The 15,305-nt window shown below is 61.8% G+C and carries 11 protein-coding genes; 9 read left to right on the top strand and 2 right to left on the bottom strand.

The window, feature by feature from the left end:
* Positions 1 to 21: 21 nt before the first annotated feature.
* Positions 22 to 606, bottom strand: a complete 585-nt coding sequence (locus J3D60_RS28540) for an ACP phosphodiesterase (RefSeq protein WP_092487785.1) — start codon at positions 604 to 606, stop codon at positions 22 to 24.
* 154 nt (positions 607 to 760) lie between these two features.
* Between J3D60_RS28540 and J3D60_RS28535 the strand changes: the two genes are divergently transcribed.
* Genes J3D60_RS28535 through J3D60_RS28525 form a run of 3 tightly spaced genes read left to right on the top strand, consistent with a single transcriptional unit; the run spans position 761 to position 3,352 of the window.
* Positions 761 to 1,087, top strand: a complete 327-nt coding sequence (locus J3D60_RS28535) for a helix-turn-helix transcriptional regulator (RefSeq protein WP_065938836.1) — start codon at positions 761 to 763, stop codon at positions 1,085 to 1,087.
* Positions 1,088 to 1,100: 13 nt separating this feature from the next.
* Entirely contained in the window at positions 1,101 to 2,267 is a 1,167-nt protein-coding gene (locus J3D60_RS28530; protein ID WP_065938835.1) for an MFS transporter, read from the top strand.
* 29 nt (positions 2,268 to 2,296) lie between these two features.
* The gene (locus tag J3D60_RS28525) at positions 2,297 to 3,352 is read left to right on the top strand and encodes an alkene reductase (protein WP_253493558.1); all 1,056 of its coding nucleotides are present in this window, start codon (positions 2,297 to 2,299) and stop codon (positions 3,350 to 3,352) included.
* A 295-nt stretch (positions 3,353 to 3,647) separates the two neighbouring features.
* On the opposite strand, the gene J3D60_RS28520 is transcribed toward J3D60_RS28525, so the two are convergent.
* Positions 3,648 to 4,280, bottom strand: coding sequence for a TetR family transcriptional regulator (locus J3D60_RS28520; RefSeq protein WP_027604391.1), 633 nt, complete (start codon positions 4,278 to 4,280; stop codon positions 3,648 to 3,650).
* Between the two features lie 285 nt (positions 4,281 to 4,565).
* On the opposite strand from J3D60_RS28520, the gene J3D60_RS28515 reads away from it, so the two are divergent.
* From J3D60_RS28515 to J3D60_RS28490, 6 genes are all read left to right on the top strand, one after another.
* Positions 4,566 to 5,714 (top strand): efflux RND transporter periplasmic adaptor subunit, encoded by a 1,149-nt coding sequence (locus tag J3D60_RS28515; protein ID WP_027604392.1) that lies wholly within the window; start codon positions 4,566 to 4,568, stop codon positions 5,712 to 5,714.
* A 3-nt stretch (positions 5,715 to 5,717) separates the two neighbouring features.
* Entirely contained in the window at positions 5,718 to 8,879 is a 3,162-nt protein-coding gene (locus J3D60_RS28510) for an efflux RND transporter permease subunit (RefSeq protein ID WP_253493557.1), read from the top strand.
* A complete protein-coding gene (adeC, locus tag J3D60_RS28505) occupies positions 8,876 to 10,333 on the top strand; it encodes an AdeC/AdeK/OprM family multidrug efflux complex outer membrane factor (RefSeq protein WP_027604394.1) in 1,458 nt (485 codons plus the stop codon). Before J3D60_RS28510 ends, adeC begins: the two co-directional genes overlap by 4 nt.
* A 188-nt stretch (positions 10,334 to 10,521) precedes the next feature.
* Positions 10,522 to 12,219 carry a molecular chaperone HscC gene (locus J3D60_RS28500; protein ID WP_027604396.1) on the top strand — a complete coding sequence of 566 codons (1,698 nt, stop codon included), beginning with the start codon at positions 10,522 to 10,524 and terminating at the stop codon, positions 12,217 to 12,219.
* 10 nt (positions 12,220 to 12,229) lie between these two features.
* Complete coding sequence (locus tag J3D60_RS28495; protein WP_253493554.1) at positions 12,230 to 13,843, top strand: J domain-containing protein; 1,614 nt, start codon at positions 12,230 to 12,232, stop codon at positions 13,841 to 13,843.
* Between the two features lie 142 nt (positions 13,844 to 13,985).
* A complete protein-coding gene (locus tag J3D60_RS28490) occupies positions 13,986 to 15,236 on the top strand; it encodes an OprD family porin (protein WP_141156962.1) in 1,251 nt (416 codons plus the stop codon).
* The last annotated feature ends 69 nt before the right edge of the window (positions 15,237 to 15,305 follow it).

The following is a 15,305-nucleotide window of genomic DNA, read 5'->3' as shown; positions in this document are numbered from 1 at the left end:
GGGGCTTGCTCCCTCCCACATTTAGCTTTGTGTTGTCAGGTGGTTATGCGCGAAGGCTTGCAGTTCGGGGTAGAAGATCCGGAAGTCTTCACTCAACGGCTCATACAACTCACGCAATTCCTGCATCGCAAACCCTAATTCCTGAGGTTGTGTGAGCCGCCGCGAAATCCCGCGCAACACCGGCTCCATCACCGCAAACTCGCGGTACGACCCCAACCAGTCATCCGCGGCCATATACGGCGCTATCTGCGCCAGCCGCCCCGGCAACTGCGGTTCGGCCGCCAGCACGCGGTACACCTGCGAGGTGAAGTGCTCCAGGGGCTGGTCGGCGTACAGCGCCCAATCCCGCGCCAGGCAGTGATCGAAGAACACATCAAGGACAATCCCGGCGTAGCGCCGCCGGGTCAGGCTGAAGCGCGACAACGCCTCGCCCACCAACGGGTGGCTGTCGGTGAAGCGGTCGATCGAGCGATGCAACTGGATCGCCGCTTCGATTGGCGGGCTGAACTGGCCCTGCAGGCGGCCTTTGACAAAGTCGCCGTACAGGCTGCCCAGCAGTTGCGCAGGAAGTTGGCCGCCCAGGTGCAGATGTGCGAGATAATTCATGCCGCGCAGTCTAGCACTGGCGCCAACGTATCGTTATAACCCGATATACCGATTCAGCCTGAGCTCAGAGCAAAATCATATTGGTATATCGGGATATAACGATTTAAAGTTCGCCTCATCGCGATATAACGCTTTACGACACCGAGCACCTGCCATGTCCATCGACCTCGACGAAATAATAAAAGCCCTGGCGCACCCAGTACGACGAGACATCCTCACCTGGCTGAAAGACCCGAAAGTGCAGTTCCCCGAGCAATTGCACAACCACGAATACGGCATCTGTGCCGGGCAGATCGACCAGCGCTGCGGCTTGTCCCAGTCGACCGTGTCGGCCCACCTGGCCACCTTGCAACGGGCGGGATTGATCAGCAGCCAGAAGGCCGGGCAGTGGCACTTTTTCAAGCGCAATGAGGAAGTGATCCAAGCCTTCCTCGCGGCGCTTACCACTGAACTCAGCGCTGAAATCAGTGCGACGTTGTAACAAGGAAACGATAATGCCCCTCTCGCTACTCATCCTGGCCCTGAGCGCCTTCGCCATCGGCACCACCGAGTTCGTGATCATGGGCCTGCTGCCCGATGTGGCGGCGGACCTCGGCGTGTCGATTCCCGGCGCCGGCTGGCTGGTCACCGGCTATGCCCTGGGCGTGGCCATCGGTGCGCCATTCATGGCACTGGCCACCGCCAGGTTGCCCCGCAAGGCGGCCCTGGTAGCGTTGATGGGCATCTTCATTATCGGCAACCTGCTCTGCGCCCTGGCCAGTGACTACAACGTGCTGATGGTTGCCCGTGTGATCACCGCGCTGTGCCACGGTGCGTTCTTCGGCATCGGTTCGGTGGTCGCCGCCAACCTGGTGCCGGCCAACAAGCGCGCTTCGGCCGTGGCCCTGATGTTCACCGGTTTGACCCTGGCCAACGTGCTTGGTGTACCACTGGGCACTGCGCTGGGCCAGGAAGCCGGCTGGCGCTCGACCTTCTGGGCAGTGACGGTGATTGGCGTGGTGGCGCTGATCGGCCTGATCCGCTTCCTGCCGGCCAAGCGTGACGAAGAAAAACTCGACATGCGCGCCGAACTGGCCGCGCTCAAGGGTGCCGGCATCTGGTTGTCGCTGAGCATGACCGCGCTGTTCGCCGCGTCCATGTTCACCCTCTTCACCTATGTTGCGCCGCTGCTCGGCGATGTCACTGGCGTGTCGCCCAAAGGCGTGACCTGGACCCTGCTGCTGATCGGCCTGGGCCTCACCGTGGGCAATATCATCGGCGGCAAGCTGGCGGACAAACGCCTGGCAGCCACCCTGATCGGCGTGTTTATCAGTATGGCGGTGGTGTCCACCGCGCTGACCTGGACCAGCATCGCCGTGATCCCGACCGAGATCACCCTGTTCCTCTGGGCCACCGCTTCGTTTGCCGCCGTACCTGCGCTGCAGATCAACGTGGTGACCTTCGGCAAGGCCGCGCCGAACCTGGTATCCACCCTGAACATCGGCGCCTTCAACATCGGCAACGCCCTCGGCGCCTGGGTGGGCGGCAGCGTGATTGCCCACGGTTTCGGCCTGAGCAGCGTGCCTCTGGCGGCAGCGGCCCTGGCGATCCTGGCGCTGCTGGTGACCCTGATTACTTTCCGTCAGGGCGGCGATGCCGACCTGGCCCCTGCGACCCACTGATCAACTTCAAAGAGAAGGGTGTTTTTCCCATGACGACTATTTTCGATCCGATCAAACTGGGCGACCTGGAACTGTCGAACCGCATCATCATGGCACCGCTGACCCGCTGCCGCGCCGATGCCGGCCGCGTACCCAACGCGCTGATGGCCGAGTACTACGTGCAACGTGCTTCCGCCGGGCTGATCCTCAGCGAAGCCACTTCGGTGACACCGCTGGGTGTCGGCTACCCGGACACGCCGGGCATCTGGTCCAACGACCAGGTGCGCGGCTGGGCCAATGTCACCAAGGCCGTGCATGGCGCAGGGGGCAAGATCTTCCTGCAACTGTGGCACGTGGGCCGCATTTCCCACGCGTCCTACCTGAACGGCGAAACCCCGGTGGCGCCGAGCGCGATCCAGGCTAAAGGTCACGTCAGCCTGGTGCGCCCATTGGCCGACTACCCGACGCCGCGCGCCCTGGAAACCGCTGAAATCGCCGACATCGTCGACGCTTACCGCACCGGCGCCGAGAACGCCAAGGCCGCAGGCTTTGATGGCGTGGAGATCCACGGCGCCAACGGCTACCTGCTCGACCAGTTCCTGCAAAGCAGCACCAATAAGCGCACCGACAACTATGGTGGCTCCCTGGAAAACCGTGCACGCCTGCTGTTGGAAGTGACCGATGCGGCCATCGAGGTCTGGGGCCCTGGCCGTGTGGGTGTGCATTTGGCACCGCGCGCCGATGCCCACGACATGGGCGACGACAACCTGAAGGAGACCTTCACCTACGTCGCCAGCGAACTGGGCAAGCGTGGTATCGCCTTCATCTGCTCCCGTGAAAAGGCAGGTGCGGACAGCCTCGGTCCTCAATTGAAAAAAGCCTTTGGCGGCGTGTACATCGCCAACGAACGTTTCACCAAGGACAGCGCCAATGCCTGGCTGGCCGAAGGCAAAGCGGATGCGGTGGCCTGGGGGGTGCCGTTCATTGCCAACCCGGACCTGCCAGCACGCCTGAAAGCCGATGCGCCGTTGAACGAAGCGCATCCGGAAACCTTCTACGGCCAGGGCCCGGTGGGCTACATCGATTACCCGACGCTGCCGCTGTAATCGCCCGAAACGCGAAACCAAATATGGGAGGGGGCTTGCTCCCGATGGCGGTGCGTCAGTAACTGTATGTGTTGACTGAACCACTGCCATCGGGGGCAAGCCCCCTCCCACATTGTTGCCTTGGGAAACACTCCTTAACAGCCTTGCAACAAAATCCCTACAAAATACTTAGGCGGCTATGTATCAACCGCCCGCCAGCCCGTATATAAAGTCACCCCACCTATCAGGCAGAAGGACGATTGACGGTCCTTAGGCTTTACTGTTGACACAACCTGATGCAATTACGCATTTTGTCTCAATTGCGCAGGCTGGGGCTCAGGCGCAGCATATCGAGCCCTGCATCCACCCAGCGTTCGGCCTCCTGATGTAGCTGGAAGCTGTCGGGTACCAGCAGCCACTGGCCAATCAGCCCGTTGATGTAGGCATGGATACACACTGCGCCACGGGTGGTGTCGAGGTTTTCCGGAAGTTGTCCGCGGTGGACCGCGTTGCGCAGTGTCAGGCCGATGCGCAGGTTGCATTCCAGGCTGTGGGTCTGGCGCTGACGGCGCATGTCGCACATTTCATCGGTGAATTCGCACTTATGAAACAAAATCTCATTGATGCGCCGGGTTTTCGGGTCCAGGGCCACCTGATGAAACAAATGAATCAGCAGCTTGCGCATGCACCCCAACGGATCGACTTCGTCCTCGCTTTCACTGGCCCTGGCCAATTCGTCCAGTGGCTCATGCAGCGTGTCCAGCAGGGCCTGCAACAGATCGGATTTATTACTGAAGTGCCAATAAATAGCGCCCCGCGTGACGCCGGCCAGCGCAGCGATATCCGCCAGCGTCGTCCGTGCAACGCCGCGTTCATAAAAGGCTTGCTCGGCGGCTTCGAGAATTTGGCTGCGCGTTTCCTGAGCTTCCTCTTTAGTGCGACGAACCATGGCAGTACAACCTCAATCAGGACACATAAGACTATCGTTAACGCAGTGTTAATAGATGTTAACGATCATCCGAATATTTGTGGGACGACACCGTCATGGGCGCCGAACGTAATGGAATCGAGACTTTTGGCCTGCTTTGTCAACAATCCGCGAAGCCTGTCAAGAGTTTACAAACAACCATGAACGTAAGTATATTGCGTAGCAAGCTACTTATCCACTCACAGCTTGTTTTTTACCCTTCCACACTTCTTGTGCGCACCCTGCGCGCCTGACCCGAGGATCTTCATGCAACTTAAGCCAGCTGTTACCGCTCTGGTCACTGCCGTCGCCCTGGCATCGCTGCTCAGCGGATGTAAAAAGGAAGAAGCGGCTCCGCCCGCTCAAGTCCCTCAGGTCGGCGTGGTCACCATTCAACCGCAAGCCTATACCCTGACGTCCGAGCTGCCCGGCCGCACCACCGCCTACCGCATCGCGGAAGTTCGCCCACAGGTCAACGGCATCATCCTCAAGCGCCTGTTCAAGGAAGGTGCGGATGTGAAGGAAGGCCAGCAGCTCTATCAGATCGATCCGTCGGTCTATGAAGCCACGCTGAAAAGCGCACAAGCCAGCCTGACCCAGACCAAGTCCATCTCCGACCGCTACAAGCAGTTGGTCGATGAACAAGCCGTCAGCCGCCAGGAATACGACACCGCCGTGGCCAACCGCATGACTGCGGAAGCAAACGTGCAAACCGCCCAGATCAACGTGCGCTACACCAAAGTGTTCGCGCCGATCTCCGGGCGTATCGGTCGTTCTTCGGTGACCGAAGGCGCGCTGGTCAGCAATGGCCAGACCGATGCCATGGCGGTAATCCAGCAACTGGACCCGATCTATGTCGACGTCACGCAGTCTTCGGCTGAAATGCTGAAACTGCGCCGCGACCTGGAAAGCGGCCAACTGGAAAAAGCCGGCGCCAACGCCGCCAAGGTCAAGCTGACCCTGGAAGACGGCAGCGACTACGGCCATGACGGCAAACTGGAATTCTCCGAAGTCTCGGTCGATCAGACCACCGGCTCCGTGACCCTGCGCGCCGTGTTCCCCAACCCTGACCACACCCTGCTGCCGGGCATGTTCGTCCACGCCCAGCTGCAAGCCGGCGTGAACAGCAAGGCGATCCTCGCGCCACAGCAAGGCGTGACCCGCGACCTCAAGGGCATCCCGACGGCGCTGGTGGTCAACGCCGACAACAAGGTCGAGCAGCGTGTGCTGGTGGCCAACCGCACCGCCGGCGCTTATTGGCTGGTGGAGAAAGGCCTGAACGCCGGTGACCGCGTGATCACCGAAGGCCTGCAGTACGTCAAGCCGGGTGTGGAGGTCAAGGTCAAGGAGGCTGACAACGCCAAGCCCGCCGGTTCCGCCGCTGCTCCTGCTGCCGCGCCTGGCCAGGGGGAGTAATCCATGTCGAAATTTTTTATCGACCGTCCCATTTTCGCCTGGGTAATTGCCCTGGTGATCATGCTGGTCGGGGCACTGTCGATCCTGAAGTTGCCCATCAACCAATACCCGGCCATCGCGCCAACCGCCATCGACATCCAGGTGACCTACCCAGGCGCGTCCGCACAAACCGTGCAGGACACCGTGGTGCAGGTCATCGAGCAGCAGCTCAACGGTATCGACAACCTGCGTTATGTGGCCTCGGACAGTAACTCCGACGGCAGCATGACCATCACCGCGACGTTCAACCAGGGTACCAACCCGGACATCGCCCAGGTTCAGGTACAGAACAAGCTGAACCTGGCGACCCCATTGCTGCCGCAGGAAGTGCAGCAACAGGGTATCCGCGTAACCAAGTCGGTAAAGAACTTCCTGATGGTGATCGGTCTGGTGTCGGAAGACGGCAGCATGACCAAGGATGACTTGTCCAACTACATCGTTTCCAACATCCAGGACCCGATTTCCCGGACCGCAGGTGTGGGTGACTTCCAGGTGTTCGGTTCGCAGTACGCCATGCGTATCTGGCTGGACCCGGCCAAGCTGAACAACTTCCAGCTCACGCCGGTGGATGTCAGCACGGCCATCTCGGCACAGAACGTCCAGGTGGCCACCGGTCAATTGGGCGGCCTGCCTGCCCTGCCCGGCAACCAGCTGAACGCCACCATCATCGGCAAGACCCGGCTGCAGACGGCGGAGCAGTTCGGCAATATCCTGATGAAGGTCAATGCCGACGGTTCCCAGGTTCGCCTGCGTGACGTGGCGCGTATCGAACTCGGCGGCCAGAACTACAGCATCAGCGCGCAGTTCAACGGCAACCCGGCTTCCGGCATGGCGATCAAACTCGCGTCGGGCGCCAACGCCCTGGACACCGCCAAGGCCATCCGTGCCACCGTGGCGTCCCTGGAACCGTTCTTCCCGCCTGGCATGAAGGCGGTGGTGCCGTATGACACCACCCCGGTCGTGACCGAATCGATCTCCGGTGTGGTGCATACCCTGGTCGAAGCGATCGTGCTGGTGTTCCTGGTGATGTTCCTGTTCCTGCAGAACTTCCGCGCCACCATCATCACCACCATGACCGTACCGGTGGTATTGCTGGGTACCTTCGGGATCCTCGCGGCGTTCGGTTTCACCATCAACACATTGACCATGTTCGGCATGATCCTCGCCATCGGCCTGCTGGTGGACGACGCCATCGTCGTGGTGGAAAACGTCGAGCGGGTAATGGCCGAGGAGCACCTGTCGCCGAAAGAGGCGACGGTCAAGTCCATGGGCCAGATCCAGGGCGCCCTGGTGGGTATTGCCCTGGTACTGTCGGCGGTACTGTTGCCGATGGCGTTCTTCGGCGGCTCCACCGGTGTGATCTACAAACAGTTCTCCATCACCATCGTTTCGGCCATGGCGTTGTCGGTACTGGTTGCCCTGATCTTCACCCCGGCCCTGTGCGCCACCATGCTCAAGCCGATCGACCCGGAAAAACACGGCCAACCCAAGCGTGGTTTCTTCGGCTGGTTCAACCGCACCTTCGACCGTGGCGTACTGAGCTACGAGCGCGGCGTGGGTAACATGATCAAGCACAAGATCCCGGCGTTCCTGGTGTACGCCCTGATCATCGCCGGCATGATCTGGCTGTTCATGCGCATCCCGGCTGCGTTCCTGCCCGATGAAGACCAGGGTGTGATCTTTGCCCAGGTGCAGACCCCGGTAGGTTCGTCGGCTGAACGCACGCAAAAAGTCATCGACGACATGCGCGCCTACCTGCTCAATGACAAGGAAGGCGAGCCGGGCGAAGGCAAAGGCGTGAAATCGGTGTTTACCGTGAACGGCTTCAACTTCGCCGGTCGTGGCCAGAGTTCGGGCCTGGCCTTTGTGATGCTCAAGCCGTGGGATGAGCGCGACTCGTCCACCTCGGTGTTCGAGATTGCCAAGCGTGCCCAGGGTTACTTCATGCAGACCTTCCAGGACGCCATGGTGTTTGCCATTGTGCCGCCGTCTGTACTGGAACTCGGTAACGCCACCGGTTTCGACGTGTTCCTGCAAGACCAGGGCGGTGTCGGCCATGAAAAGCTGATGGCTGCGCGTAACCAGTTCCTGGGCATGGCTGCCCAGAGCAAGATCCTGGCCGGTGTGCGCCCCAACGGCGTGAACGATGAGCCGCAATACGAGCTCACCGTCGACGACGAGAAGGCCAGTGCCCAGGGCATCACGCTGTCCAACATCAACCAGACCCTGGCGATTGCCTTGGGTGGCAGCTACGTCAACGACTTCATCGACCGTGGTCGGGTGAAGAAAGTTTACGTGCAAGGTGAAGCCGCCAGCCGGATGTCCCCGGAAGACCTGAACAAATGGTACGTGCGCAGCGACTCCGGGAAGATGGTGCCGTTGTCGGCCATCGCCTCGGGCAAGTGGATCTACGGCTCGCCGAAGCTCTCGCGTTATAACGGTGTAGCGGCGATGGAAATCCTCGGTACCCCGGCACCGGGCTACAGTACCGGTGACGCCATGGCCGAAGTCGAACGCATCGCCAAGCAACTGCCGGCAGGCGTGGGCTACGCCTGGACGGGCCTGTCGTATGAAGAACGCCTGTCCGGCTCCCAGGCGCCGGCACTGTATGCGCTGTCGCTGCTGGTGGTGTTCCTGTGCCTCGCGGCGCTGTACGAAAGCTGGTCGATCCCGATCGCAGTGATCCTGGTGGTTCCATTGGGCGTGGTGGGTGCGTTGATCGCCACCAGCATGCGCGGCTTGTCCAACGACGTGTTCTTCCAGGTGGGCTTGCTGGTGACGGTGGGCCTGGCAGCGAAGAACGCCATCCTGATCGTGGAGTTCGCCAAGGAACTCCACGAGCAAGGCAAAGGCATCGTCGAGGCGGCCATCGAAGCCTCGCGGATGCGCCTGCGGCCGATCATCATGACCTCCATGGCGTTCGTCCTCGGCGTGTTGCCGCTGGCGATCTCCTCGGGCGCCGGCTCAGGCAGCCAGCACGCAATCGGTACCGGTGTAATTGGTGGCATGATCACGGCCACGGTGCTGGCGATCTTCTGGGTACCCCTGTTCTTCGCGAGCGTGTCCGCCATGGGCGAACGTAACAAGACTGAACCTAAGCAAACTCCTCAAGAGGCTGGCCAATGAGCAAGTCGCTACTCTCCTTAGCCGTCACCGCATTCGTGCTCAGTGGCTGCTCGCTGATCCCTGACTACCAGCGCCCTGAAGCGCCGGTGGCAGCTCAGTTCCCACAGGGGCCGGCGTATTCGTCGGCCCAGGCGCCGGGCCAGGCCGCTGCCGAGCAGGGCTGGAAGCAGTTTTTCCATGACCCTGCCCTGCAACAGCTGATCCAGACCGCGCTGGTGAACAACCGTGACCTGCGTGTCGCGGCCCTGAACATCGACGCGTATGCGGCGCAGTACCAGATCCAGCGTGCCGACCTGTTCCCGGCCGTATCGGCCACGGGCAGCGGCAGCCGTTCGCGCACCCCGGCCAAGCTGTCGCAGACCGGCGAATCGACCATCACCAGCCAGTACTCGGCCGGCCTCGGGATCAGTTCTTATGAGCTGGACCTGTTCGGTCGTGTGCGCAGCCTGAGTGAAGAAGCGCTGCAAAAGTACTTCGCCACTGAAGAAGCACGGCGTAGCACCCAGATCAGCCTGGTGGCCAGCGTGGCGAATGCCTACCTGACCTGGCAGGCCGACAAGGAACTGCTCAAGCTGACCCAGGACACCCTCGGCGCGTACGAGCAGAGCTTCAAGCTGACCTCACGCAGCAATGAAGTCGGCGTGGCTTCGGCCCTCGACCTCAGCCAGGCGCGCACCTCGGTGGAAAATGCCCGCGTGGCACTGGCACGCTACACCCGCCAGGTGGCCCAGGACGAAAACAACCTGACCCTGCTGTTGGGCACCGGCCTGCCGGCGAATATCGCCAGCAAGCCGCTGTCGGATGACCTGCTCAGCGACGTACCGGCCGGCTTGCCCTCGGACCTGCTGCAACGTCGTCCCGACATCGTGCAGGCCGAGTACAACCTCAAGGCCGCCAACGCCAACATCGGTGCGGCCCGTGCAGCGTTCTTCCCGAGCATCAGCCTGACCGCCAGCGCCGGTACCGCCAGCCCTACCCTGGGCGGCCTGTTCAAAGGCGGTTCGGGTACCTGGTCGTTCGCCCCGCAGATCAACATCCCGATCTTCAACGCCGGCAGCCTGCGCGCCAGCCTGGACTACTCGAAGATCCAGAAAGAGATCAACGTGGCGAACTACGAGAAGGCGATCCAGACCGGCTTCCAGGAAGTCTCCGACGGCCTCGCCGCGCGTGAGACCTACAAGCAGCAGCTGGAGGCCCAGCGTGGCTTCGTCGCGGCCAACCAGGATTACTACCGCCTGGCCGAGCGTCGCTACCGCATCGGTGTCGACAGCAACCTGACCTTCCTCGACGCCCAGCGCCAACTGTTCAGTGCCCAGCAATCGCTGATCACCGACCGCCTGGCGCAGCTGACCAGCGAGGTCAACCTGTACAAGGCCCTCGGCGGTGGCTGGAACGAGCAGACCGCGAAGAACGAGCCGTTGAAAGAAGAAGCACCGGCGTTGAAGTTGTTCTGATAGCGCCGTTGTAAACAAAACCGCTTGCCTTACTGGAAGCGGTTTTTTTATGCCCGGTCATCGGGGCCTTGCGATGGACGGAATGTTTTTGTGGCGAGCCACAAAGCGCTCCCGCCTTGCTTTGCGCTCAACCTTTCAGGGTAAAATCTGTCACAGATTCTTACAGACCACAGAGGGAGCTTGTCGTAATGATCGTAGGAATCGACCTGGGGACCACCAACAGTCTCGCAGCCGTCTGGCGCGGCGATGCCGCCGAAATGGTGCCCAATGCCCTGGGCCAGTTACTGACCCCCAGCGTGGTCGGGCTGGATGACCAAGGCCGTGTCCTGGTGGGCCAGGCCGCCAAGGAGCGCCTGCACACCCACCCGCACCTGACCACCTCGCTGTTCAAGCGCTACATGGGCAGCGCCACCGAGGTGCGCCTGGGCGACCGTTCGTTCCGCCCCGAAGAGCTCTCGGCGCTGGTGCTCAAGAGCCTCAAGGAGGACATCGAGCGCACCTACGGCCAAACCGTTACCGACGCGGTGATCAGCGTGCCCGCCTACTTCAGCGATGGCCAACGCAAGGCCACGCGCATCGCCGGTGAACTGGCCGGGCTCAGCGTGGAAAAACTGATCAACGAACCGACCGCCGCGGCCTTGGCCTACGGCCTGCACCAGCGGGATAAAGAAACCTCATTCCTGGTCTTCGACCTTGGCGGTGGCACCTTTGACGTGTCGATCATCGAGCTGTTCGACGGCGTGATGGAGGTCCGCGCCAGCGCTGGCGACAACTTCCTCGGTGGCGAAGACTTCGACACCCTGTTGCTCGAACACTTTGTCGACAGCCAACGTAACGCCACGGGTTTCCCGCCCACCAGCACGGTGCTGCAAGCCCTGCGCCGCGAAGCTGAGCGCGTACGCAAAGCCCTGGGCCAGGACGACAGCGCCGAGTTCGCCCTGCGCGTCGACGGCCAGCAATGGACAAAAACCATCACCCAACAGGAACTGGCCAAGCTCTACACGCCGCTGCTGGAACGCCTGCGCGCGCCGATCGAACGTGCCCTGCGCGATGCGCGGATTCGCGTCGGCGACCTGGATGAAATCCTGCTGGTGGGCGGCACCACGCGCATGCCGCTGGTGCGCAAACTCGCCGCCGGCCTGTTCGGGCGCTTCCCTTCCATCAGCCTCGACCCCGACCAGGTGGTCGCCCATGGTGCGGCGATCCAGGCCGCCCTCAAGGCCCGTTCCGCGGCCCTCGAAGAAGTGGTGCTGACCGATGTCTGCCCCTACACCCTGGGCATCGAAACCTCCAACCAGTACGGCGGCCATATCGAAAGCGGCCATTACCTGCCGTTGATCGAACGCAACAGCAGCGTGCCGGTCAGCCGGGTCAAAAGCGTGGTCACCCTGCACGACGACCAGGCCCACGTACTGCTGAAGATCTATCAGGGCGAAAGCCGCCTGGTCAAAGACAACATCGAGCTGGGCCAACTGGATATTCCAGTGCCCAAGCGCAAGGCCGGTGAAGTCTCCCTGGACGTGCGTTTCACCTACGACAACAACGGCCTGCTGGAAGCTCAGGTGAATATCCCGCTGACCGGCGAGCAGCATTCGCTGGTGATCGAGAACAACCCCGGCGTGCTCAACCCGCAGGAGATCCAGCAACGCCTGCAAGCCCTGGCGCAATTGAAGGTCCACCCACGCGACCAGCAGGTCAACACCGTGCTCGTCGCCCGCCTCGAACGGCTCTACCAGGAAAACCTCGGCGAGCTGCGCGAACAACTCGGGCACTGGGCGGCGCAGTTCCAGCAGGTACTCGACACCCAGGACGAACGCCGCATCCGCGAAGCGCGCAGCGAACTGAGCCGTCAACTTGAGCAACTCGACAACGGGTTCTGGCGCTGAGGGCACACCGATGGATTGCTGGACCGTACTGCAACTGCCGGAGGACGCCGACGAGCGCACCATCAAGCGCAGCTATGCACGGCTGCTGAAAAACTGCCGCCCGGACGACGACGCCCAAGGCTTCCAGCGCTTGCGCGAGGCCTATGAGCACGCGCTGAATGAAGCACGCTGGCGAGCGGATAACGAAGAGGCAGAACCCGTCCAGGCGCCCGTGGCCGAAGCGGTCTACGCCAACCTGAATGACCTGGCCGAACTGCTGGACATCAGCCCCGTCAGCCCGGCGCCCTTCGACGCACCCACTCCGGACCCGGCCCAGGCCCTGCTCGACGGCCTTACCGCGGGTAACCTCGATGAACGTTGGGCCCAGGCTCGGCAACAGGATTGCACCGAGGCGTTCCAGGCCGGCCTGTTGCGCCATTGTTTCGAAGCACCGGGCGAACGCAGCGCCATCGCCGCTTGGGCCGCGCAACACCTGGAATGGCTGACCCCCTGGCAGCAGGTGGCGATGACGTCCTGGCAATACGAAGCACTGACCGGCGAACTGCTGCAAGACTACCGCCGCACCCTGCAGGAACTGCTGGAGCAAAAGGCCGAGCGCGAGTTCATCACCCAGCTCACGCAGTACAACGACCAACCCTGGCTGCGGGTGTTCGACCTGCAACAGCAATGGCAGCGCATCGTCCTGCACCTGCTGCATGACACTCAATGGAGCGTGCCGCTGTTCGAGCGGGTGTGCCAGGCCTTCGGCTGGGACGACCAGAAAGGCGTGTACCCGGAACCGGCGTGGATGTGGCGCGAACTGGTGTCGCGTTGCGAGCAGGAAAGCTTCTACGCCAACCTGCAAGACAAGGCCCAGGACACGCGGCGCACATCAGCCGATGCCCTGGCCGCGCGCCTGCTGCTGACGCCGATGTCCGCCACGCAACACAAACGCATGATCGATGGGTTTGGCGAGAACGAGTGGAACGCCTGCCAGCACCTGGCGCAAACACTGACCTGGCGCTATCCGCAACTGGTCGAGCGCCTGCCTCAAACAGACCTGTTCTTTTGGCGCAAATTCGTGCCCCGGCCGATCTACACCCAGGTGTTTATCCGGCTATGGGCCGTCTTCGCTTTGGGGCTTGGCCTGAGCATCGCCCACGATAAGCCAGACAGAATGGACGGGATGTCGCTGGTCATTTTCATGCTGATGGCGTTCGTGCCGGCGGCCGTTGGCTTTCGCGTTACCCAAATGTGGGCCGGGATGAGTTCAACCTATCGGGTGCTGGATGTGTGGCTGAGCCAGTACCTGATCCCCAAGCGAATCAACCCCAACGACTACTGGCTGGTGATTCGCCACGGCGTACCGCAGGCGATCATGCTGGTGGCCTGCGGCTTGATGCTCGGTGTACTGGGTGCGGTGACCTATGCCGGCGCGCTGCTGATCAACCTGCTGCACAAAAAACGCATCGGTCATATGAGCCAGAAGTTCGCCGAAGGCTACCCCTGGTTGAACGGCCTGCACTGGGCCTTCTGGAGCCCTCTGCAAGGGGTGTTCCTGGTGGTGATGGTGGCGCTGATCATTGCCGCCCAGCATTATTTGCCGGCGGTGCCCTGGACCCACTTCGACCTGCCCAAACGATAACCCGCCAATGCCGGGCCTCAGCGCCCGGCAACTTGCGTTCGATCATCGCCCACAACCCGCCCTGCCCCGATTGAACCGCCCCCGCACCGCCCCGCACCATGGCCGCCACCTGCATAAACCCAATAACAACAGGTCCACCACCATGAGCACTTTTCACCCGCGCCGGCTCCTGCTGGCCACCGCTATCGCCAGTCTTGCCCTGCCCGTCGTCGCCGAAGAACACGGTTTTCTGGAGGACGCCAGCGCCAACCTCAACCTGCGTAATTTCTTCTTCAACCGCAACTTCACTAACCCCACTAAAACCCAGGGTGGCGCACAGGAGTGGACGCAGAGTTTCATCCTCGATGCCAAGTCCGGCTTTACCCAGGGCACCGTCGGTTTCGGTGTGGATGTGCTGGGGCTGTACTCGTTGAAGCTCGATGGCGGGCGCGGTACCGGCGGCACCCAGTTGTTGCCGCTGGACCATGATGGCCGCCCTGCGGATGAATTCGGGCGTCTCGGTGTGGCGTTCAAGGCGCGTATTTCCAAGACCGAAGTGAAGGTCGGCGAATGGATGCCGGTGCTGCCGATCCTGCGTGCCGACGATGGCCGCTCCCTGCCGCAAACCCTGCGAGGCGGGCAGATCACCTCGAAGGAAATCGACGGCCTGACCCTGTACGGCGGCCAGTTCCGCGCCAACAGCCCGCGCGACGACAGCAGCATGTCGGACATGTCGATGGTCGGCAAAACCGCGTTCACCTCGGACCGCTTCAACTTCCAGGGCGGCGAGTACGCCTTCAACGACAAACGCACACAGATCGGCGTGTGGAACGCCCAGCTCAAGGACATCTACAGCCAGCAGTTCGTCAACCTGATCCACAGCCAGCCCCTGGGCGACTGGACCCTGGGCGCCAACCTCGGGTTCTTCTATGGCAAGGACGACGGCAGCGCCCGCGCCGGCGACCTGGACAACAAAACCTGGTCCGGTCTGTTCTCGGCCAAGTATGGCGGCAACACCTTTTACGTCGGCCTGCAAAAACTCACCGGCAACAGCGCGTGGATGCGCGTCAACGGCACCAGCGGCGGCACCCTGGCCAACGACAGCTACAACTCGAGTTACGACAACGCCGAGGAAAAATCCTGGCAAGTGCGCCACGACTACAACTTCGCCGCCCTCGGCGTACCGGGCCTGACCCTGATGAACCGCTATATCAGCGGCAGCAACGTGCACACCGGCACCATCACCGATGGCAAGGAATGGGGTCGCGAAAGCGAATTGGGTTATACCGTGCAAAGCGGCGTGGTGAAGAACCTCACGGTGCGCTGGCGCAATTCGAGCATGCGCCGCGACTACAGCAACAACGAGTTCGATGAAAACCGGTTGATCGTCAGTTACCCGATAAGTCTGCTGTAATCCGGCGCGGCACTTACTGTATCGTGCGCGCCTGCCGCTGCTGATCCGCCCAGCAGCGGCCTCTTATCC

The organism is Pseudomonas sp. S3E17 (genome assembly GCF_024168685.1).
In the GTDB taxonomy this organism is placed as follows: domain Bacteria; phylum Pseudomonadota; class Gammaproteobacteria; order Pseudomonadales; family Pseudomonadaceae; genus Aquipseudomonas; species Aquipseudomonas marginalis.
Note: the sequence above shows the minus strand (reverse complement) of the source record. Positions and strands in the feature narration are given on the sequence as shown.

Coding starts and splice junctions, on each gene's coding strand:
- J3D60_RS28540 (WP_092487785.1), bottom strand. CDS start 606: ATGAATTATCTCGCACATCTGCACCTGGGCGGCCAACTTCCTGCGCAA.
- J3D60_RS28535 (WP_065938836.1), top strand. CDS start 761: ATGTCCATCGACCTCGACGAAATAATAAAAGCCCTGGCGCACCCAGTA.
- J3D60_RS28530 (WP_065938835.1), top strand. CDS start 1,101: ATGCCCCTCTCGCTACTCATCCTGGCCCTGAGCGCCTTCGCCATCGGC.
- J3D60_RS28525 (WP_253493558.1), top strand. CDS start 2,297: ATGACGACTATTTTCGATCCGATCAAACTGGGCGACCTGGAACTGTCG.
- J3D60_RS28520 (WP_027604391.1), bottom strand. CDS start 4,280: ATGGTTCGTCGCACTAAAGAGGAAGCTCAGGAAACGCGCAGCCAAATT.
- J3D60_RS28515 (WP_027604392.1), top strand. CDS start 4,566: ATGCAACTTAAGCCAGCTGTTACCGCTCTGGTCACTGCCGTCGCCCTG.
- J3D60_RS28510 (WP_253493557.1), top strand. CDS start 5,718: ATGTCGAAATTTTTTATCGACCGTCCCATTTTCGCCTGGGTAATTGCC.
- adeC (WP_027604394.1), top strand. CDS start 8,876: ATGAGCAAGTCGCTACTCTCCTTAGCCGTCACCGCATTCGTGCTCAGT.
- J3D60_RS28500 (WP_027604396.1), top strand. CDS start 10,522: ATGATCGTAGGAATCGACCTGGGGACCACCAACAGTCTCGCAGCCGTC.
- J3D60_RS28495 (WP_253493554.1), top strand. CDS start 12,230: ATGGATTGCTGGACCGTACTGCAACTGCCGGAGGACGCCGACGAGCGC.
- J3D60_RS28490 (WP_141156962.1), top strand. CDS start 13,986: ATGAGCACTTTTCACCCGCGCCGGCTCCTGCTGGCCACCGCTATCGCC.